Origin of the sequence: Phyllobacterium sp. YR531, from assembly GCF_000282595.1 — a bacterium.
Classification (GTDB): Bacteria; Pseudomonadota; Alphaproteobacteria; order Rhizobiales; family Rhizobiaceae; genus Phyllobacterium.
Window position 1 is genome coordinate 82,068 of record NZ_AKIZ01000040.1, and the last position, 19,742, is coordinate 101,809.

The window sequence follows — 19,742 nt, forward strand, 5'->3', positions numbered from 1 at the left end:
GATTTAGCTCTAGAACGCGCCTATCCTTCCAGTGCGTTGCGCACTGCTGAAACGGCCTCTTCAGCCTTTGACCCATCAGGACCGCCTGCTTGAGCCATGTCAGGGCGGCCACCTCCACCGGCTCCGCCCAAGGCTGCCGATGCTATACGAACAAGCTCAACAGCACTGAACTTGCCAATCAGATCATCCGTGACGCCAACAACCGCGCTGGCCTTGCCGTCGTCAGAAACGCCGACAAAAGCAACCACACCGGAACCTACGGTCTTCTTAGCATCATCCGCCAATGGCTTCAGATCACGAGGATTGACGCCGGAGACCACCTTGCCAATGAAACCAACACCATTAATGGTCTCTGATTTTGCGCCGCCGGATGCAGTTCCACCCAAAGCGAGCTGCTTGCGCGCTTCGGTAAGCTCCCGCTCCAGCTTGCGGCGCTCATCAATGAGTGCCGTTACGCGAGATAAAGCATCTGCAGGTGATGATTTAAGCGCACCAGCAATTGCCTTTACGCGTTCATCCTGTTCTTCCAGATAACGGCGAGCTGCCTCGCCCGTCAAAGCCTCAAGACGGCGAACACCCGCTGCAACAGCACTCTCTGAGACAACGCGAATAAGCCCGATGTCGCCTGTCGCACGCACATGCGTTCCACCACAAAGCTCAGTGGAATAGCTTTTTCCGGTCTTGTCCCCATGCAGCGCGGTGCCCATGGATACCACGCGAACCTCATCGCCGTATTTCTCACCAAACAATGCCATCGCACCTTCGGCAATTGCATCATCGACAGCCATCAATCGTGTTGAAACCGGCGCGTTCTGCAGGACAATCTCGTTGGCAATATTTTCAATCGCCGCAAGTTCCTTGTCCGAAATGGGCTTCGGGTGTGAAAAATCGAACCGCAGGCGATCCGGAGCAACGAGCGAGCCCTTTTGCGCCACATGTGTTCCCAAAGTTTCACGCAAAGCTTCATGCAGCAAATGCGTTGCTGAATGATTGGAGCGAATACGCGTGCGGCGAACACTGTCCACCGCCAGCTCAACAGCTGCGCCCACTTTCACTGTGCCCTTGGTTACGGTGCCAACATGAACAAAGACGCCATCATTCTTCTTCAAGGTATCACTGATGGCAACGCTGAAGCCTTCGCCGGAAATGACACCTGTGTCTCCCTGCTGTCCGCCTGATTCACCGTAGAAAGGAGTCTGATTGACAACGATGGATATGGCCTGCCCTTCGCCAGCACTTTCAACTGTTGCGCCGTTTTGCACCAATGCAGTCACGACACCTTCAGCCTTCTCGGTCTCGTAGCCAAGAAACTCTGTCGAGCCGACCTTGTCGCGAACCGAGAACCAGACAGTCTCAGTTGCAGCATCCCCGGAGCCGGACCAATGGGCACGAGCCTCGGCTTTCTGACGCTCCATCGCTGCGGAAAATCCATCCGTATCGACATTGATCCCACGCTGCCGCAATGCATCTTGCGTCAGGTCAAGCGGAAACCCGAATGTGTCGTACAATTTGAAGGCTGTCTCGCCATCGAGACTATCGCCTTCACCCAAAGACTCCGTCGCATCGCCCAAGAGACCAAGGCCGCGTTCGAGCGTCTTGCGGAACCGTGTTTCTTCAAGCTTGAGCGTCTCGGAAATAAGTGCCTCCGCACGGATAAGCTCCGGATAAGCCTGTCCCATCTCGCGTACCAGAGCTGGAAGCAAACGCCACATAAGCGGATCGCGTGCACCGAGCAATTGGGCGTGGCGCATGGCGCGGCGCATGATACGGCGCAGGACATAGCCGCGGCCTTCATTGGAAGGAAGAACACCATCAGCAATGAGGAAGCTGGCGGAACGCAGATGGTCGGCAATCACGCGGTGACTTGCGCGGAACTTCCCCTCGGCCTTCACACCCGTTGCATCTTCAGATGCGCGGATCAAAGCCTTGAACAGGTCGATGTCATAATTGTCATGCTCGCCCTGCAGAACGGCTGCAAGACGTTCCAGTCCCATCCCCGTATCAATGGACGGACGTGGCAATTCAATGCGCTCTTCCTTCGTCAACTGCTCAAACTGCATGAAAACGAGATTCCATATCTCGATAAATCGGTCCCCGTCCTCATCCGCGCTGCCGGGAGGACCACCCCAAATATCATCGCCGTGATCGTAGAATATTTCCGAACAAGGTCCGCACGGACCCGTATCGCCCATAGCCCAAAAATTGTCGCTCGTGGCAATTCGAATGATGCGGTCATCGGAAAGTCCGGCGATCTTCTTCCAATATTCCGCAGCGGCATCATCCGTGTGGTAAACGGTGACCAACAGCTTGTCTTTGGCCAGACCGAATTCCTTGGTGATCAAATTCCAGGCAAGCGAAATCGCCTCTTCCTTGAAATAATCACCAAAAGAGAAGTTACCGAGCATTTCAAAGAAGGTATGGTGGCGTGCCGTATAGCCCACATTGTCCAAATCATTATGCTTGCCACCAGCGCGTACGCATTTCTGCGAAGTTGTCGCGCGATTGTAAGGACGCTGCTCAATACCTGTAAAGACGTTCTTGAACTGGACCATACCGGCGTTCGTAAACATCAGCGTTGGATCATTTCGCGGTACAAGCGGGCTCGACGCGACAATCTCGTGGCCGTTCTTCTTAAAATAGTTCAGAAATGTCGACCGTATCTCGTTGACGCCACTCATAATTCTCAGCCTCTAATCTAGTATATCCAACGCAGATTCGTCCCTCTTGAACATGAAGGGACAGAACGCAACGCTTGTAACGATGCGTTCCGCTGCTGTCCAGAAAATCCCTGTAAGCGCAAAGATAGAAAGCAAAAAACCCGCAGCCAATCATGACAAGCGGGTTTTTAAGGGCGTTCAGTCAAATTTTACCTTAGGAATCAACCTTCAGCAGCATCCAGAGGATCATCATCCTCACTATCATTCGGACCCTTATCCAGCATCTGCTCGGAAATCAGACCGGCATTCTGGCGGATTGCAAGCTCAATCTCGTTTGCCAGATCAGGATTTTCCTTCAAGAACAGCTTGGCGTTATCACGCCCCTGCCCAAGACGCTGCGAATTATAGGAGAACCATGAGCCGGATTTTTCAACCAGACCTGCCTTAACACCAAGGTCAACAAGCTCACCGGTCTTCGAAACACCTTCACCATACATGATGTCGAATTCGACCTGCTTGAAGGGTGGAGCCAGCTTGTTCTTTACAACCTTGACTCGTGTCTGATTGCCTACAACCTCATCACGTTCTTTCAGTGAACCAATGCGGCGGATATCCAAACGCACCGAAGCATAGAACTTGAGAGCATTACCACCAGTCGTAGTTTCCGGCGAACCGAACATCACACCGATCTTCATGCGTATCTGGTTGATAAAAATAACCATGCAATTGGAACGTGAAATCGAAGCCGTCAGCTTACGCAATGCCTGACTCATCAGGCGAGCCTGAAGACCCGGCAGGCTATCGCCCATCTCACCTTCAATTTCGGCACGAGGCGTCAGCGCAGCAACAGAGTCGATAACCAGCACGTCGATTGCACCGGAACGAACAAGCGTGTCCGTAATTTCAAGCGCCTGTTCTCCAGTATCCGGCTGGGAGATCAGCAGGTTTTCCAGATCAACACCAAGTTTACGTGCATATACCGGATCAAGCGCATGCTCGGCGTCGACAAACGCACAGATGCCGCCCTTCTTCTGGGCTTCGGCAATTGTGTGCAGCGCAAGCGTGGTTTTACCCGAACTTTCAGGCCCGTAGATTTCTACGATACGTCCTTTAGGGAGACCACCAACACCAAGCGCGATATCCAGTGACAGTGAACCGGTCGGAACTGTTTCAATTTCAACGACCTGCTCATTGCGTCCCAGCCGCATAATTGATCCCTTACCAAAGGATCTTTCAATCTGCGACAATGCCGCATCAAGCGCTTTAGTTTTATCCACCGAATTACCCTCAACCAACCGCAAAGAATTTTGAGCCATGTTACACTACCCCTGTGATATGCATGAAGTCCGGATGTTCCTGTTTGTGAACTTATTTGTATCTGTTTTGTTCTCATTTTGCAATAGCGCTATATGACTGAAATTGCTATATAAAACAAAATTGTTCTTATAATGTTCTGCATACGAAGCGTGAATGCTGTCCACACATTGTTTCGCCATATGTGAAAAGGCATCGGGAACAAGCCATCGAATCGCTGCCATCATTGCGCCAAGCGATTCTGCGGTCTAGAGAAAGACAGATGCGGCCTCTCCGCAATCTCCAGTTTTATTCGGGCAAGTTTTCAATCATGGCCAAATCCATCAAACCGCTGCTCTTTGCCGTAGGGGGCGCTCATCTCGACCGGCGTGGACAAAGTTTAGTGCCTTTTGTCCCCGGAGCGTCAAATCCGGGAATTATGCGCGAGGAACCCGGCGGCGGTGTTTTCAACACTCTCAGGCTTGTCACGCAGCGCGGAATCCAGGCCGAGATTCTTTCTGTTCGTGGAGCCGATTCCGCCGGCGATATGGTGGCATCGGCAATTGAGGCAGCGGGCATCAAGGATAGTTCTGTCGTGTTTATGGATCGCCCCACACCAAGCTACACGGCGATCCTCGACGAACGCGGTGATGTGGTGGCGGCAATTGCAGATATGGCGCTTTATGAACTTGCTCTGCCGAAACAGTTGCGCCGACGTAAAGTGCGCGATGCCATTGCATCCGCAAGCGCGATTTTCTGCGATGCCAATTTACCGCCCGAAGGGTTGAAGCGCGTCGCCGATCTTGCGGGCGATCTGCCAGTGTTTGCATTGGCGATTTCCCCAGCCAAGGCAGTGCGTTTGCGCTCCGTTTTCCCCAATCTGGCCTGTCTGTTCATGAACCGTCGCGAGGCCTTGGCTCTTACAGAACTGGAGCAGAACGCCTCGCTTCCTGAAATACTTGCCGCCTTGCGTAATCGAGGCCTTCGCGGCGGCACTATCACCAATGGTGAAGGACCCATTCTCGCATTTTACGGTGAGAGTGCTTTCACCATTCAACCGCCAAGCGTTCCCGGCATTGCCGATGTAACCGGCGCCGGGGATGCCATGGCTGGCGGTGTTATTGCCGCCTTGATGCGCGGAGAGACATTTCAGCAGGCGTGCCGGGAAGGAATGGCGGCAGCCTTGCTGACGCTGCAAATCCACTCGGCCAGTCCGCAATTTTCAACACGAGAATTCGAACAGGCGCTTGCGCATATTCCCGCTGCAAGCCCGCTCGCATAAGGAAATAATCATGACACTCAATCTGAACCAATACACCGATGTATCCACCGATGTGCAAAACGCCCTTTCGGCTGGAAAACCCATCGTTGCGCTTGAAAGCACGATCATTACGCATGGCATGCCCTATCCCGACAACAGCCGTATGGCTGCGGATGTGGAAGCTATAATTACCCAAGAAGGCGCTGTTCCTGCCACAATCGCCATCGTCGATGGGCGCTTAAAGATCGGTCTTTCTGTCGAAGAGCGGGAGGCACTTGCGCAGGTCAAAGGAGCAATGAAACTTTCCCGTGCTGATCTGGCATTTGCCCTGTCTCAAGGACGTACTGGCGGAACGACTGTAGCCGCAACGATGCTGGCAGCCAATCTCGCTGACATCAAGGTTTTCGCCACAGGTGGTATTGGTGGCGTTCACAAGGGGGCAGAAACCAGTTTCGACATCTCCGCCGATCTGGAAGAGCTGGGCAGAACACCTGTCATCGTGGTTTCAGCAGGTGCCAAAGCGATTCTGGATATAGAAAAGACGCTGGAAGTACTTGAAACAAAAGGCGTACCGGTCGTTGTCTATGGCTCGGATACGATGCCGGCATTCTGGTCGCGGCAGTCACCGCTCAAGGCCCCCTTGCGTCTCGATACTGCCGAAAATATTGCTCATTTTCAGAAGGCGCGAGAAGCTATCGGGGTTATTGGCGGCATGTTGATCGCAAATCCAATTCCGGAAGCCAGCGAAATTCCATCACAAATCATGGCAGGTTATATCGGCGAAGCAATTTCCCGCGCTACAAGAAATGGCATTACCGGCAAAGCGGTAACGCCATTCCTGTTGTCTGAAATACTTAATATAACCAATGGCGAGAGCCTTGTGGCAAACATTGCCCTTGTGGAAAACAATGCTCGCCTCGCGGCAAAAATCGCGGTAGCGCTTGCTACTCAGTAAGCGGCGAAATTTGAATTTCTACGCGGCGGTTTTGAGCCCGGCCGGATTCGTTGGCGTTGCTGGCGACCGGTTCGGTCGGGCCATAACCACGAACGTCAAAGCGGCGATTGTCGATGCCCTGCTGAGTCAGGTAATTGGCGACAGATAACGCACGCCGCTCGGATAGCAGCTGATTGTGTTCCATGCTGCCAGTCGAATCTGTATGGCCTGCAACGTCTACAATTGTTCGATCAAACTTGCGCAGAACGACAGCGACAGATGCAAGCGTTGAGAAGAATTCAGGCTTTACCTGGTCGCGGTCGATATTGAATGTGATGGCGGATGGCATGTTCAGGATGATGCGGTCGCCATTTCGGGTAACGGAAACGCCAGTGCCTTGCAGCTGAGCACGCAATTCCGATTCCTGACGATCCATATAGTTGCCAATGGCACCGCCGCCGAGTGCACCTAGACCCGCACCGATAAGAACGGCGTTCCGCTGCGCTCTGCCACTGCCACCTACTGCCAGACCGGCAAGAGCGCCCGCTGCCGTACCGATCAAAGCGCCACCAGCAGTGTTAGACATTTTCTGCTCACCCGTATAGGGATCGGTCGTGGTGCACCCCGCCAAAAACGTTGCCGCAAGGCAGGCGATGGCAAATTTCTTGATCATGGAATCAGTCCCCGTTGAATATGGCAGGGAATATACATTGGATTTGGGCGAAAGATGGGTGAGAAATGCAAAATATGGATGCCGAATAGCGCCGCAATATAGCTCGCAATCAGTACAATCCGATGGCATCAAGCCCGACTTGATACATTACAAACCCTGATACCTGCCGGATCACATTAAAGACAGGTCCACACCCAATGTCTCGCGCAATTGTCTTTGGCCATTGGGAGTTACCGAAACAGCGCGTGTACCTTCCACCCTCCTGATCCATCCTGAATCGAAACAATGGATGTAAAGCGCAGCACCAATTGCGCCCGCAAGATGTGGACGGCGCTCACTCCAGTCCAGGCAGGGCCTGCAAAGAATGCGGCTGCTTTTTGAAGATTTGATGCTGATGCGAGCATTCTCAAAAAGCGCAATTCCGCTCGGCGTTATCTCGCCCGCATCAATCCCGAGTTCGAGATGACCAGCGCTGACCAATGCATCTGCGATCGAAACACCCAAATGCCCCGCCAGATGATCGTAACAGGTGCGTCCCGCCCTTAATGCCGCATCGCGCGGGCCCGTCCGGACAGGTTTGCTTTCCAGTGCAGGTGCCGCGAGCCGCATAATACTCTCAATCATCTGTGCTACTGCGGGAGAAGCAAGCCGATGATACCGGTGACGGCCCTGCTTTTCCACTTGCAGCAACCCTGCATCTGTCATTCGCGTCAGATGGCTGCTAGCAGTTTGCGCGGTGATACCCGCCAGTTGCGCTAGCTCAGATGCGGTCAAAGCGCGGCCATCCATCAGCCCGTTCAGCATGCTTGCCCGCCCGGGATCGCCCGCAAGAGCCGCTATTTCCGCAAATCGTGCATTGTTGGACATGGTGCTGTTCCGTGTTGTCATCTGCCAGATACTGCCCGAAGCCGAACAATTTTGCTTCGGAATCGGTCGAACTATCAAGGGTTCACTCAAAGTCTCCTGACAGCTTGCAGATCATCATAGTTCGGTAATGCTCGAAGCATTGTCCGTCTTGGTCACGTAAAACCTGGGGCACAACAAAGGAGCAACGCCATGAGCATTACCTGTTTCATCCAATACGAAATAGACCCGTATCAGAAAGGTGCATTCGAGGAATATGCCCGCAACTGGAATGAAGCCATTCCTCGCTGTGGGGCGGAGCTAATCGGCTATTATGCGCCTCACGAAGGTTCAGCGACATTGGCCTATGCGGCTTACAATATTGAGAGTTTGGCCGCATATGAAGAGTATCGTGCCCGGCTTGCAACTGATCCGGTTGGTCAAGCGAATTATTCATTTGCAAGGGAAAAGCGCTTTATCAGGCGTGAGGACCGGACATTCCTGCGTCTTGTTACAGGCACTAACGGAGGGTTGATCAAATGATCGCGGTTATTTTTGAGGTAGAACCCGCAGATGGTCGAAGCAAAGACTATTTCGACCGGGCCGCAAACTTGCGGCCACTATTGGAAACCATGGACGGGTTCATCTCGGTTGAGCGGTTTCGCAGTCTGACTGATGAAAACCGCTATCTGTCGCTCTCGTTCTGGCGCGACGAGGCATCAGTTGCGGCTTGGCGCAACACCGAAGAACATCGAATGGCCCAAAGTGATGGCCGTTCCGGAATCTTTGCTGATTACCGGCTGAGGATCGCGTCCGTTATACGCGATTATGGATTGCGAGCCCGTGATGAGGCTCCGCTTGATGCGCGGATTTATCATCACGCCTGAACGCGCGGCTGGCTGCGCTGTGCGCAAGCAGGTCCTGGACCACGCATATAGTGGCGCTCGGGGCGGTAGCTTGGAACAACAAATTCACGGACGATACGAAGCGTATCGCGCAACTGGAAAATCATGGTCATGGTCGTGTGCCTTGGTTCATACATACCGGATAACCTCCGATAGTGATCAATTAGCTAAAACTTAACTTAAAAGTATGAACGCCTCCTGAACGTCTTTGGTTAAAATCAGCTGAATTCATGAAAAATTAGCTTTAACCAGTAAGGCAAACCACTGGCGGAAAGCGTCAAAACGAGATCAAAGATCCCGTTTTACTGGGTTTTGGTGCTAAAACAATCAATCGCGGGTTTAACTTTTATGCGGCTTGGGCTGCGGGCAATTCGTTAATTCACATTCGTACCCGCTCTGCCTTTGGATCATACATTGAAGTCAACGAAGCCTCCGCTTTGATACGTTCTCCGGCAATTTCAATCGAATAATCTGACGATAATACTTGCTCAACACTTTCGCCTTTTGCAGGAACGTAACCCAGACCAATTGCACCGCCGAGATGATGGCCATAATTGCCGGAGGTAATCGTCCCAACAATCTTTCCGTCGCGAACAATTGCCTCATTATGAAACAATAATGGTTCAGGATCGCTCAGGCGGAACTGTACCAATCGGCGATCAAGTCCGGCCTCTTTCTTTCTCAATACGGCATCGCGACCGATAAAATTGCCCTTTTCCGGCTTAACAGCGAAACCCAGACCCGCTTCCAACACATGATCTTCGTCGGTGATATCGTGGCCGAAATGGCGGAAAGCTTTTTCTATGCGGCAGGAATCAAGCGTGTGCAGGCCACAAAGCTTTAGGTCAAATTCACTTCCCGCTACTTCAATTGCCTCAAACACATGAGCCGTCTGATCCGTTGAAACATAAAGCTCCCAACCAAGCTCTCCTACGTAAGTAACACGGTGCGCACGTGCCAATCCCATACCGATTTCGATCTCGCGCGCTGTGCCGAATGGATTGGCATCATTGGAAAAATCGTTCGGGCTGATTTTCTGGATCAGTTCGCGGGACTTTGGCCCCATCAGGCAGAGCACCGATTCGGCAGCAGTGATATCCGTGATGACGACAAACTCATCACTGAGGTGCTTGCGCATCCATGCCAGATCACGTTGAAGGGTTGCTCCGGGTACGACCGCCAGAAATGCCGTTTCAGAAAGACGCGTAATCGTCAGATCGCTTTCGATCCCGCCATTGTTATTGAGCATCTGGGTGTAGACGATGCGACCCGACTCAACATCCAGTTGGTTGGCACAAAGCTTTTGCAAGAATCCCAGAGCGTCCCGGCCTTCAATACGGATCTTGCCGAAAGAGGTCATGTCGAACAAGCCGACACTATTGCGCACTGCCAAATGCTCTTCTCGCTGGTTGTCGAACCAGTTTTGCCGTTTCCACGAGTAGCGATATTCCCGCTCCTGCCCTTCTTTGGCAAACCAGTTTGCACGTTCCCAGCCTGCAACCTCGCCAAAGACCGCTCCACGCGCCTTGAGGTGCTCATGGATGGGCGATCGTCGGATATTCCGCGATGTGGCCATTTGGCGGTAAGGAAAATGATCCGCGTAAAGCAGACCAAGCGTTTCGGAAACGCGCTCTTTCAGATAGCGACGATTCTTTTGAAACGGCTGGGCGCGACGGATATCTACTTCCCATAAATCAAAGGGCGCTTCGCCATCATTTATCCATTGCGCCAGCGCCATGCCAGCTCCACCTGAGGATACAATTCCAATGGAATTATAGCCGGCCGCCACCCAATAACCGCCAAGCTCGGGTGCTTCGCCAAGATAATAGCGGTCATCCGGCGTAAAACTTTCCGGACCGTTGAAGAATGTGTGAATGCCAGCTGTACCCAGCATGGGCATACGATTGACGCCCATTTCGAGAATGGGTTCGAAGTGCTCAAAGTCCTCCGGCAGTTGGTCGAAGCAGAAATCCTCGGAAATGCCATTCATGCCCCAAGGCTTGGCAACCGGCTCGAAAGCGCCAAGCATCATTTTGCCCGCATCTTCCTTGTAATATGCGCACTCATCAGGCACCCGAAGAACAGGCAGTCGCCCCAACCCTTCGATAGGTTCGGAAACCAGATAGAAATGTTCGCAGGCGTGCAGTGGCACTGTAACGCCGGAGCTTGCAGCAAGATCCCGCGCCCACATGCCTGCGCAGTTGATGACTACATCTGTTTCGATCGTTCCCTGTTCTTCGCCTTTGCTCCAGGAAACACCTGTCACACGTCCATTCTTTTTCAGAACCTCGGTTACCTTGACGTTCTCAACGATTCTCGCACCACGCTGGCGCGCACCTTTTGCCAATGCCATGGCAATGTTGCCCGGATCGCATTGACCATCCAGCGGCAGGTGTACCGCCCCCACTACGTCCGCAATATTAAGATGCGGGTACATCTCTTTGACTTCGCTGGGAGATATTTCACGAACGTCTACATCAAAAGCCCGCGCCAGAGAGGCCTGCCGGTAGATTTCATGCTTGCGCTCTTCGGTCAGCGCAACAGTGATTGAACCGACTTGCCGCATACCAGTGGCAACTTCGGTTTCTGCTTCAAGCTTGACATAAAGGTCAGCAGAATATTTCGCGAGCCTGGTCATATTCTGGGAAGCGCGTAGCTGCCCGATCAACCCTGCGGCGTGCCACGTGGTACCCGAGGTCAACTGCTTGCGCTCAAGCAATACAATATCGGTCCAGCCGAGCTTTGCCAGATGATAGGCTACGGAACAGCCGGAAATACCGCCGCCAATAATGACAGCCCGAGCCTTTGCCGGAAGAGAACTCATGCGCGGATTCTTTCGTTTTTCGGGTCCCAAAGAGGTTCGTCGGGATGAACTGTGGCTTTGTAGCGCTCGCCGAAGATTTCCACTTCGACCTCTGTTCCGGGGTCTGTCAGCTCAGTCTTCAACATGCCAAGCGCTATGGATTTGTCTATGCGATGCCCCCAGCCACCGGATGTTGTTTCTCCCACAATGTTACCATTGTGCCAAAGCGTCGACATGTAAGGCGCGTCGCAATCGTCCGCATCAACCGTAAGCGTTACAAAGCGTTTCTTCACGCCCTGCTGTTTTTCGCTTTCAAGCGCTGCCTTGCCGAGGAACTCCGGCTTTTCCCATTTGATGAAACGCTCAAGCCCGCTTTGTAGCGGCGTGTAATCTGTCGATAGATCACCCTTCCAGGCGCGGTAACCCTTCTCCAGACGCAACGAATCAAGTGCGAACATGCCGAATGGTTTGATTCCGTATTTTTGGCCAGCGGCCCATACCGCATCGAAAATCGCGATTGTATCAGCTGTCTTCGTATGCACTTCCCACCCAAGCTCACCTGCAAAAGAGACACGTACCAACTGGCAATAACGACCTGCGATCTGCGTCGTTTGATGAGACAACCATGATTTTTCGAGATCGGCATCGCAAATATCACTGAAAAGATCACGCGCCTTTGGCCCGGTGACTATCTGGCAGGAAAAATCTTCAGTGACATTGCTGATTGTAATAGCAGTTGCTTGTGGCAAGTGATTGATCAGCCAATCACGGTCATGCCATTCTGCAACGCCAGCGGTTATGAGGAAAAACACGTCTTCCTCAATGGCCATGATCGACATTTCAGTGACCACACGGCCTTTTTCGTCAGAGAAATAGCCAAGCCCGATACGTCCGGGTTTGGGAACGATTCCGGTAATCAACGTCGTCAGCCAGGCGCGTGCACCCTCGCCGCTGACCTTGAAACGTGAAAACCCCGGCAGATCAAGAATGCCGACAGCATCGCGAACGGCGTGGCATTCTTCGCGAATACGCTGCTGCCAAGGCCCTTTGCGTTTGAAGGTCTGGGTTGCTTCTTCGGAAATATCATCGCCCGGCTGCGCATACCAATTGGCTCGTTCCCAGCCATTATAAGCGCCGAACTGCGCGCCAAGCGCCTCAACACGATCATGGATGGGCGAAAGCTTCTTGTTTCGGCCAGCTGGCCAGGTATGTCGTGGGAAGTGGATGGCATATTCGTGCCCATAGACCTCCACGCCCTTGGCTACGCAATAATCCTTGTCGGTAAACGCCGTAAAGCGCCGCGGATCGCAAGACCACATATCCCATTCCGTCGCACCTTCAGTCACCCACTCCGCTAGGACCTTGCCTGCACCGCCTGCCTGCGCAATGCCAAAGGTAAACACGCACGCTTCAAACGCATTCGGTACGCCGGGCATCGGTCCGATCAGCGGATTTCCATCCGGTGCGTAAGGAATGGGTCCGTTTATGATTTTCGAAAGTCCCGCTGTACCCAAAATCGGGACACGTGCAATTGCATCATTGAGATACCATTCGAGCCGCTCCAGATCATCGGGGAAAAGCTGGAACGAGAAATCATCCGGCATCGGATCATCAGCCGTTGCCCAATGTGCACGGCAGTTGCGCTCATAGGGACCAAGATTCATGCCGTTCTTTTCCTGCCTCAGGTAATAGGAGGAATCGACATCGCGTAGCAGTGGCAGCTTTTGACCATGTTCGCGGGACCACGCAGCAATTTCAGGAATTTCGTCGAACAGCAAATATTGATGGCTCATCACCATCATCGGCACATTGCGCCCGAATAGTCTGCCGATTTCCTGCGCTCGATAACCCGCGGCATTGACCACATATTCGCAGCGAATTTCACCTTGTGGGGTGGTTATAATCCACTCTTCATTTTCACGCCGCGCACCAGTAACAGGACAGAACCGGATAATCTTTGCGCCAAGATCGCGAGCCCCTTTTGCTAGGGCCTGCGTCAACTGCGCAGGATCAATGTCACCATCGTTTGGATCGTAGAGCGCACCTGCAAGCTCGTGGGTCGCTATAAACGGATAGTGGCCATTAATCTCATCAGCTCCAAGGACGTCTATATCCATACCCTGATAGCGGCCCATGCTTTTGACGCGCTGGAATTCGCGCATGCGCTCTTTGCCATGGGCAAGACGCAGCGACCCGGTCACATGATAATTCATTGGATAATCAACTTCTGCCGCCAACCCGCGATAAAGCTCTGCTGAATATCGCTGCATGTTCATCACGGACCACGAAGCCGAAAAAGTTGGCACATTGCCTGCAGCATGCCACGTGGAGCCTGACGTCAACTCGTTCTTTTCCAGAAGCACGCAATCTGTCCAGCCGGCTTTTGCGAGGTGGTAAAGCGACGATACGCCAACCGCTCCGCCACCAATGATGACGACACGCGCCGACGTTGGAAAATCAGACATAGAAAGTCTCCCGTAGTGTCATGCTGTTGGCTTACGCCCGTGCGATTTCATCGAGGTACCACTGGATGTACCGCAGCTCGTTATATTCCATTGGTGCGATTGGTCCCGGCACGAAGTAGTGCGAACGCACCCCTCGGGCCGTATGCTCGATGATTGTCTTGTCTTCGGCAGTGGTCACTTTCCAAAGCCAGGTGAGCTTTTCGAGGTCGTAGTCCTTGCCCTCTTCCGCATCACCGCGGACCAGCCAGATCAGTTCCATCTCGCATGTATCAACGGTTTTAGGGATAAACCGATAGATCATGCCGTGGTCGGGATAACATACAAGGAAGCTCGTGCCGCCAAGATGAATGGAGGTTACACCACCATCGAACTCTGTAAATCGGCCCATAAGAGGCCCGACAGGCGCGCCATCCTCGCTACCACTCGAAACACCATCGTAAAGGGCATAGCGGAAGGTGTGGATCGTCTCCTGCCCCTGTGCTGAACTTTGCCAATGATCGCCCGTCGCAATGTCAATCCCAAGAGCGCAAGTGCGCTGTTCCATACGGGCATTGAGTTCAACGATTTTTTCCGCGGGCTGCTCAAGCGCATGGGTTTGCGAATATTCCGGATGTGCCGGACCGCAATGGTAGCACTCCACATAATTCTCGACTGCGAGTTTCCAATTGGCATCAACCGGATAGGTTTCACGATGAGCAACCTTGGCGTCTGCCCAGCCATATTGCCCGCAAGTCGTTCGCAATGATTGCTCAATAATTGAAAAATCCAGCGGTTCGTCGGCGAAGCAGATGAAAATCAGGCCTTCCACAACACGTACATGCAGCTTCTTCAAACCGTGGGCAGTGCGGTCAAAATCCCTTGGCATAAGCCTTGCTGCCCGCAGGCTTCCATCATTGGTGTACGTCCAAGCGTGATAGGGACACACGAAAAAGCGGGCATTACCCTTGGGCTTCGTACACACCTCGGCCCCGCGATGACGGCAAACATTGAGGAAGGCGTGGATGGAACCATCTTCGGTCCTTGAAACAATCACCGCCTCGCTATCAATCTTGAAGAGCTCGAAATCACCGGCATCGGGAATAATGCTGGCATGGCCGATACAATGCCAGTGACGCCGGAAAACACGCTCCATATCCCGGGCATAGATATCCGGATCGAGATAAAACGAACGAACCAGACCATGACCTGCCTTGTGCTCAGCAATCAGCCGGTCAATCTTGTCCAGAGACGGCACAATTTCTGCAAATGCCTGTTCCGCACCCATTTTATTCTCCGAAATCATTGTTCTCGGACGCTTGTTTTCTCTGAGATAGCGTCGCAGTTTAGAATGATTCCGCATTGCGCAGCATTCAAGCGATGGTTACTCATAAAGACATGAATTATTCTCACCCGTCTCCATTTGAAGGTTTTCTCGCATGATGTCGAAGCCTCGGATACCGCCACTGGGTTCGCTGCGAGCCTTTGAAGCATCCGCGAGGCTTTTGAGTTTTCGCCTGGCCGGAGATGAGCTTGGCGTAACACAGTCGGCAATCAGCCACCGCATTGCCGAACTGGAGGCCATCCTTGGAGTGAAACTGTTCGAGCGGCTTCCACGAGGTGTTTCGCTCACTGATGCCGGAACGCTCTACTACCCCTATATGCGCGATGCTTTTGAGAAGATTGCGCGAGGAACGGCTCTGATAAACCGTATCGGAACAACAGACGATCTGGCCATAGAAACCTACGCAACTTTCGCTATTCGCTGGCTCATACCGCGCCTGACTGATTTTCGTAAGGTAAACCCAAACCTCGCCATTCGTATCGGCACAAGCCAATTGGATTGGGAGTTGAACATCGACAGCTCCGACATCGGAATTATACATACGACACGTCCCGAGCGGATGAACCTGCATTACAGGCAATTGGTAAAAGCGCAGATGCAACCTGTCTGCAGTCCGCAGTTGGCGGCACGTATTACAGATGATGCAGGGCTGAAGGCCTTGAGCAAGGTGCCGCGTCTTGCGCTCTACACCGCACCTGAGGATTGGGGCACTTGGCTCGACGCTGCTGGTATCGCCGACACGACCAGCGCAGTTACATTGAAGTTCGACACCTATCTTGCTGCACTTCAGTCCGCACTTGATGGTCAGGGGATCGCTGTTGCACCAGACTTTCTGGTCGATCAGGATATTAAAGCGGGAAGGCTCGTCGCACCGTTCCCGCTAAAGGTTCCGCAACCCGGCGCGTGGTATATGATCTGCCGCAAAGAGCGTGTTGGCGAGGCCCGTATAAAGCAGTTTGAAAATTGGCTGGTCGATCAGTTTAGTGCTATTTCTTCTTGATCCCAATGGCCCTTCCAGCCCGCTCTGGCGCTGGCAGCTTCGAATGTGCCTGTTTATAAAACTCAAGCTTTGGCAAAACATCGTAAGGAAAAGGGACAACCTTCGGTCCATTCATATCCACATGCAACGAAAGTACTTCTGAGGTTGCAGCCACCCAGCCGTCCACATGAACGATCTCGTTATAGGTGTGAAGTCGCTTGCCATCGAAATCGATGAGCTGACTTGTAACGGTAACGATATGATCGAGATGAATTTCCTGCACGTAGCAGATATGCACTTCCGCAGTGTAGATCGTCAGCTTGCGTTCGGCGGCGTATTTCGGGCCAAAACCCAGCTCTGCCAGAAATTCGTCACCTCCACGGTCGAACACCACGTTGTAATAGGCCATGTTCAGATGGCCATTATAATCGATCCATTCCTTCTCCATGGAGATGGGTGCGGATCGGTATAGTTCCCCGGCTTGGTGACTGATTGTCATTTCTTGCTCCTGAGCGATATCGTGTTGGCATTTGAAACATGCATGCGCACTTCATCGCTTTGCCAAAAGCGACTCTCGATGAACAGGCCGGAAGGCGCTAGGTGGCTTTCCTTCAAAACTGCGGAATGTGCGTGTAAACGCAGCTGCTGACGAAAATCCTGTGCGTGCAGCAATGTCAGCAAGTGGTGACCTTGTATCGGTAACCAGTCTACGCGCTACCTTCAGACGAAGCCGCAAATAATAACGCCCCGGCCCTTCACCCACGGCTTTGGCAAATATTTTTTCAAGGCTTCTTGCGCTGAGACCGCAACGTTTCGCAATCGCGCCAATGGTAAGCGGCTGCTCGATATGACTTTCCATAAGTCGCACTGCAACCGCAAGCATGGGATGTACGTCATCCAGACGGCCAAGCGAAACGAGTGGCTGAGCATCGTTTGAGGCATGCGCCTCGTCGTAAATGAACACACTCGCTACATCGAGCGCAACGGACATGCCATAGCGTGAACGGATCAAATGCAGCATCAGATCAAAAGTCGGGGAAGCCCCGCCACTGGTAAACACCGGACCATCAATGACGTACCGATCCGGCCTGATGTCCGCTTCGGGAAACTCGGCGGTAAACTCCTCCATGTCTTCCCAATGCGTCGTTGCCTTGCGCCCGGACAGTAATCCTGCACGCCCGAGCAGCCACGAACCAGCCTCAATGCCACCTATCATCTGGTAGTTATGGACAGCACGCCGCAAATTCGCGGTGAACGTTGTGCGTGCGATATCAGCAGTACCAAAACCACCGACCACTAGCAGCATATCGCCTTTTTCCCTGGCATTGAACGACCCGGAAACCGCAATTGGCAGCCCGCATGTTGTCATTGTCGGCCGTCCGTCAAGCGAAACGATCTGCCATTTGAACAATGCAGAACCCGAAACCCGGTTCGCCGCACGCATCGGATCTATCGTCGAGGCCACACACATAAGCGAAGCACCGCTGAAGACCAGAACAGTCACGCTCAACGTTTCGGTGTTGGGTAAAAAGAGTGGCGATATTTCGCTATTCATCAATTCTGTTTCGTATATCGCAAAGCATCGCTTGGCAATGGGGGCATGATCGGGTCAATAAATAATGGGAGCAGACGAATGGGACTAACTCCAAATCGCGATGTATTCATCACTTGCGCAGTTACCGGCTCTGGCGACACTACAGGCCGGTCCGATAAAGTGCCGGTCACTCCACGCCAGATCGCCGACGAATGCATTGCAGCTGCAAATGCAGGCGCAGCCATTGCACATATCCACGTGCGTGATCCCAAGACCGGCAAAGGTTCTCGTGACATTACGCTCTACACGGAGGTCGTCGAGCACATAAAGGCTTCGGGCGTCGACATGGTGTTGAACCTGACAGCAGGTATGGGCGGTGATCTGACGCTTGGCAGTGTAGAACAACCAATGCCACCTTCCGCTGACGGAACGGACATGGCCGGTGCGACAGAGCGACTGGAGCATGTTGCCAAGCTTCGCCCCGAAATCTGCACACTTGATTGCGGCACGATGAATTTTGGCGAAGGCGACTACGTCATGACCAATACACCCGCCATGCTCAAGGCAATGGCCGCGCAGATTCAGGCGCTAGGTGTGCGGCCGGAAGTCGAAATTTTCGATACAGGCCACCTGCTGCTGGCAAAATGGCTTTACGATCAGAAGCTGCTCGATGACCCCGTCATGGTTCAGCTCTGCATGGGTATTCCATGGGGAGCACCCGACGATATCAATACACTGTTGGCCTTGACCAATAATCTGCCAGCCAATTGGACATTCTCTGCTTTCTCCATAGGGCGCAATCAGATGCCTTATGCTGCAATGGCAATGCTCGCAGGCGGCAATATTCGCGTTGGCCTTGAGGACAATATCTGGCTCGACAAGGGCGTTCTGGCCACGAATGGTCCTTTGGTTGAACGTGCTGTGAAAGTCGCTGAGGGGATCGGTGCTCGTATTCTCGGACCTCAGGAAGTTCGTGAACGCATGAAATTGACAAAGGGCTGGTAAGATCATGGCAAGCATTCGCAAAGCAGCAGCTGTCGGTGGCGGTGTCATCGGTGCAGGCTGGGTCGCCCGCCTGCTTCTCAATGGCATAGATGTTTCAATTTTCGACCCCGATCCGGAAGCGGAACGCAAGGTCAGCGAAGTCATGAAGAATTCGCGACGGGCATATAAGACGATGTTGCCCGATGGCCTGCCCAAGGAAGGCAAACTGACCTTTGCCAAGTCGATTGAGGAAGCTGTAGCTGGCGCGAATTTCATCCAGGAGAGCGTGCCGGAGCGGCTGGACGTTAAGCACAAGGTCTTGGCGGAAATCGACAAACATGCCGATGTTGATGCCATTATCGGTTCTTCAACTTCCGGCATCCTGCCTTCAGACATGCAGACTTCGATGAAGTATCCGGAACGGCTGGTTGTGGGCCATCCATACAATCCTGTTTATCTGCTACCGCTTGTGGAAATCGTGGGCGGCAAGCTGACTTCGCCAGAATCCGTTGAAAAAGCGCGCGAACTCTATGCTTCGATAGGTATGAAACCTGTCGTCATCCGCAAGGAGATTGAAGCATTCGTTGGTGATCGCCTGCTTGAGGCTGTGTGGCGTGAGTCCCTTTGGCTGATCAAGGACGATATTACGACTGTCGAGGAACTTGACGATATCATGCGCTATTCGTTCGGCATTCGCTGGGCGCAGATGGGCATGTTTCAGGTCTATCGCGTCGCTGGCGGCGAGGCTGGCATGCGTCACTTCATTGCGCAGTTCGGCCCTTGCCTGTCATGGCCATGGACCAAACTCATGGACGTGCCAGAACTTACCGAAGAGCTGGTAGACAAGATTGCCAATCAGTCTGATGAGCAGGCGCACGGGCTTTCTATCCGCGAGCTTGAGCGCATACGCGATGACAACCTCGTTGCAATCATGGATGCTTTGTCAAAGCAGAACAAAGGCAAAGGTTGGGGTGCTGGTGCGCTCTACAAAGACTACACCAAGCGTCTTTCCAAGCTCGCACAGAAACCTGCTCTCTCCAAAGCGGCAGCCAAGGCTGTGACAAGCAAGCCTAAAAAGAAGAAGGGCTGA

The 19,742-nt window shown here is 53.0% G+C and carries 17 protein-coding genes; 7 read left to right on the forward strand and 10 right to left on the reverse strand.

From position 1 onward, the window contains the following. Positions 1-20: 20 nt before the first annotated feature. The gene (gene alaS, locus PMI41_RS23590) at positions 21-2,678 is read right to left on the reverse strand and encodes an alanine--tRNA ligase (protein ID WP_008129114.1); all 2,658 of its coding nucleotides are present in this window, start codon (positions 2,676-2,678) and stop codon (positions 21-23) included. Positions 2,679-2,878: 200 nt separating this feature from the next. Further along, complete coding sequence (gene recA / locus PMI41_RS23595; protein WP_008129115.1) at positions 2,879-3,973, reverse strand: recombinase RecA; 1,095 nt, start codon at positions 3,971-3,973, stop codon at positions 2,879-2,881. A gap of 260 nt (positions 3,974-4,233) precedes the next feature. Between recA and PMI41_RS23600 the strand changes: the two genes are divergently transcribed. Both PMI41_RS23600 and PMI41_RS23605 read left to right on the forward strand, forming a co-directional pair. After that, entirely contained in the window at positions 4,234-5,232 is a 999-nt protein-coding gene (locus PMI41_RS23600; RefSeq protein WP_008129116.1) for a carbohydrate kinase family protein, read from the forward strand. Between the two features lie 10 nt (positions 5,233-5,242). Further along, on the forward strand, positions 5,243-6,166 hold the full coding sequence (locus PMI41_RS23605) for a pseudouridine-5'-phosphate glycosidase (protein WP_008129117.1): 924 nt from the start codon (positions 5,243-5,245) through the stop codon (positions 6,164-6,166). On the opposite strand, the gene PMI41_RS23610 is transcribed toward PMI41_RS23605, so the two are convergent. Beyond that, a complete protein-coding gene (locus tag PMI41_RS23610; protein WP_008129118.1) occupies positions 6,156-6,818 on the reverse strand; it encodes an OmpA family protein in 663 nt (220 codons plus the stop codon). The genes PMI41_RS23605 and PMI41_RS23610 overlap by 11 nt on opposite strands. A 171-nt stretch (positions 6,819-6,989) precedes the next feature. Further along, on the reverse strand, positions 6,990-7,685 hold the full coding sequence (locus tag PMI41_RS23615) for a winged helix-turn-helix domain-containing protein (RefSeq protein ID WP_008129119.1): 696 nt from the start codon (positions 7,683-7,685) through the stop codon (positions 6,990-6,992). 189 nt (positions 7,686-7,874) lie between these two features. Here PMI41_RS23615 and PMI41_RS23620 point away from each other — a divergent pair, with 189 nt between their 5' ends. Then, the gene (locus PMI41_RS23620; protein ID WP_008129121.1) at positions 7,875-8,204 is read left to right on the forward strand and encodes an NIPSNAP family protein; all 330 of its coding nucleotides are present in this window, start codon (positions 7,875-7,877) and stop codon (positions 8,202-8,204) included. Continuing rightward, positions 8,201-8,548, forward strand: coding sequence for an antibiotic biosynthesis monooxygenase (locus tag PMI41_RS23625; RefSeq protein WP_008129122.1), 348 nt, complete (start codon positions 8,201-8,203; stop codon positions 8,546-8,548). Before PMI41_RS23620 ends, PMI41_RS23625 begins: the two co-directional genes overlap by 4 nt. Here the strand turns inward: PMI41_RS23625 and PMI41_RS25165 are convergent. The 4 genes from PMI41_RS25165 to PMI41_RS23640 all read right to left on the reverse strand — a co-directional run bounded on the left by PMI41_RS25165 (position 8,539) and on the right by PMI41_RS23640 (position 15,098). Further along, complete coding sequence (locus PMI41_RS25165; RefSeq protein ID WP_008129124.1) at positions 8,539-8,703, reverse strand: hypothetical protein; 165 nt, start codon at positions 8,701-8,703, stop codon at positions 8,539-8,541. The two genes, PMI41_RS23625 and PMI41_RS25165, sit on opposite strands and share 10 nt — an antisense overlap. Before the next feature lie 242 nt (positions 8,704-8,945). Continuing rightward, entirely contained in the window at positions 8,946-11,390 is a 2,445-nt protein-coding gene (locus PMI41_RS23630) for an FAD-dependent oxidoreductase (RefSeq protein ID WP_008129126.1), read from the reverse strand. Further along, complete coding sequence (locus PMI41_RS23635) at positions 11,387-13,834, reverse strand: FAD-dependent oxidoreductase (protein WP_008129128.1); 2,448 nt, start codon at positions 13,832-13,834, stop codon at positions 11,387-11,389. Before PMI41_RS23635 ends, PMI41_RS23630 begins: the two co-directional genes overlap by 4 nt. Positions 13,835-13,865: 31 nt before the next feature. Next, entirely contained in the window at positions 13,866-15,098 is a 1,233-nt protein-coding gene (locus PMI41_RS23640; protein WP_008129129.1) for an aromatic ring-hydroxylating dioxygenase subunit alpha, read from the reverse strand. Positions 15,099-15,249: 151 nt separating this feature from the next. On the opposite strand from PMI41_RS23640, the gene PMI41_RS23645 reads away from it, so the two are divergent. Next, positions 15,250-16,155 carry a LysR substrate-binding domain-containing protein gene (locus PMI41_RS23645; RefSeq protein ID WP_008129132.1) on the forward strand — a complete coding sequence of 302 codons (906 nt, stop codon included), beginning with the start codon at positions 15,250-15,252 and terminating at the stop codon, positions 16,153-16,155. On the opposite strand, the gene PMI41_RS23650 is transcribed toward PMI41_RS23645, so the two are convergent. Beyond that, the gene (locus PMI41_RS23650; RefSeq protein ID WP_008129134.1) at positions 16,142-16,633 is read right to left on the reverse strand and encodes a thioesterase family protein; all 492 of its coding nucleotides are present in this window, start codon (positions 16,631-16,633) and stop codon (positions 16,142-16,144) included. The genes PMI41_RS23645 and PMI41_RS23650 overlap by 14 nt on opposite strands. Positions 16,634-16,684: 51 nt before the next feature. Further along, positions 16,685-17,689, reverse strand: coding sequence for a GlxA family transcriptional regulator (locus PMI41_RS23655; protein WP_008129136.1), 1,005 nt, complete (start codon positions 17,687-17,689; stop codon positions 16,685-16,687). A gap of 78 nt (positions 17,690-17,767) precedes the next feature. Here PMI41_RS23655 and PMI41_RS23660 point away from each other — a divergent pair, with 78 nt between their 5' ends. Together PMI41_RS23660 and PMI41_RS23665 are read left to right on the forward strand one after the other, a co-directional pair. Then, positions 17,768-18,673, forward strand: a complete 906-nt coding sequence (locus tag PMI41_RS23660; protein ID WP_008129138.1) for a 3-keto-5-aminohexanoate cleavage protein — start codon at positions 17,768-17,770, stop codon at positions 18,671-18,673. A 4-nt stretch (positions 18,674-18,677) separates the two neighbouring features. After that, complete coding sequence (locus tag PMI41_RS23665; protein ID WP_008129139.1) at positions 18,678-19,742, forward strand: carnitine 3-dehydrogenase; 1,065 nt, start codon at positions 18,678-18,680, stop codon at positions 19,740-19,742.

What these genes read in the sequence shown, in the direction of transcription:
- alaS (WP_008129114.1), bottom strand. Translation starts at nt 2,678, where the DNA reads ATGAGTGGCGTCAACGAGATACGGTCGACATTTCTGAACTATTTTAAG.
- recA (WP_008129115.1), bottom strand. Translation starts at nt 3,973, where the DNA reads ATGGCTCAAAATTCTTTGCGGTTGGTTGAGGGTAATTCGGTGGATAAA.
- PMI41_RS23600 (WP_008129116.1), top strand. Translation starts at nt 4,234, where the DNA reads ATGCGGCCTCTCCGCAATCTCCAGTTTTATTCGGGCAAGTTTTCAATC.
- PMI41_RS23605 (WP_008129117.1), top strand. Translation starts at nt 5,243, where the DNA reads ATGACACTCAATCTGAACCAATACACCGATGTATCCACCGATGTGCAA.
- PMI41_RS23610 (WP_008129118.1), bottom strand. Translation starts at nt 6,818, where the DNA reads ATGATCAAGAAATTTGCCATCGCCTGCCTTGCGGCAACGTTTTTGGCG.
- PMI41_RS23615 (WP_008129119.1), bottom strand. Translation starts at nt 7,685, where the DNA reads ATGTCCAACAATGCACGATTTGCGGAAATAGCGGCTCTTGCGGGCGAT.
- PMI41_RS23620 (WP_008129121.1), top strand. Translation starts at nt 7,875, where the DNA reads ATGAGCATTACCTGTTTCATCCAATACGAAATAGACCCGTATCAGAAA.
- PMI41_RS23625 (WP_008129122.1), top strand. Translation starts at nt 8,201, where the DNA reads ATGATCGCGGTTATTTTTGAGGTAGAACCCGCAGATGGTCGAAGCAAA.
- PMI41_RS25165 (WP_008129124.1), bottom strand. Translation starts at nt 8,703, where the DNA reads ATGTATGAACCAAGGCACACGACCATGACCATGATTTTCCAGTTGCGC.
- PMI41_RS23630 (WP_008129126.1), bottom strand. Translation starts at nt 11,390, where the DNA reads ATGAGTTCTCTTCCGGCAAAGGCTCGGGCTGTCATTATTGGCGGCGGT.
- PMI41_RS23635 (WP_008129128.1), bottom strand. Translation starts at nt 13,834, where the DNA reads ATGTCTGATTTTCCAACGTCGGCGCGTGTCGTCATCATTGGTGGCGGA.
- PMI41_RS23640 (WP_008129129.1), bottom strand. Translation starts at nt 15,098, where the DNA reads ATGGGTGCGGAACAGGCATTTGCAGAAATTGTGCCGTCTCTGGACAAG.
- PMI41_RS23645 (WP_008129132.1), top strand. Translation starts at nt 15,250, where the DNA reads ATGATGTCGAAGCCTCGGATACCGCCACTGGGTTCGCTGCGAGCCTTT.
- PMI41_RS23650 (WP_008129134.1), bottom strand. Translation starts at nt 16,633, where the DNA reads ATGACAATCAGTCACCAAGCCGGGGAACTATACCGATCCGCACCCATC.
- PMI41_RS23655 (WP_008129136.1), bottom strand. Translation starts at nt 17,689, where the DNA reads ATGAATAGCGAAATATCGCCACTCTTTTTACCCAACACCGAAACGTTG.
- PMI41_RS23660 (WP_008129138.1), top strand. Translation starts at nt 17,768, where the DNA reads ATGGGACTAACTCCAAATCGCGATGTATTCATCACTTGCGCAGTTACC.
- PMI41_RS23665 (WP_008129139.1), top strand. Translation starts at nt 18,678, where the DNA reads ATGGCAAGCATTCGCAAAGCAGCAGCTGTCGGTGGCGGTGTCATCGGT.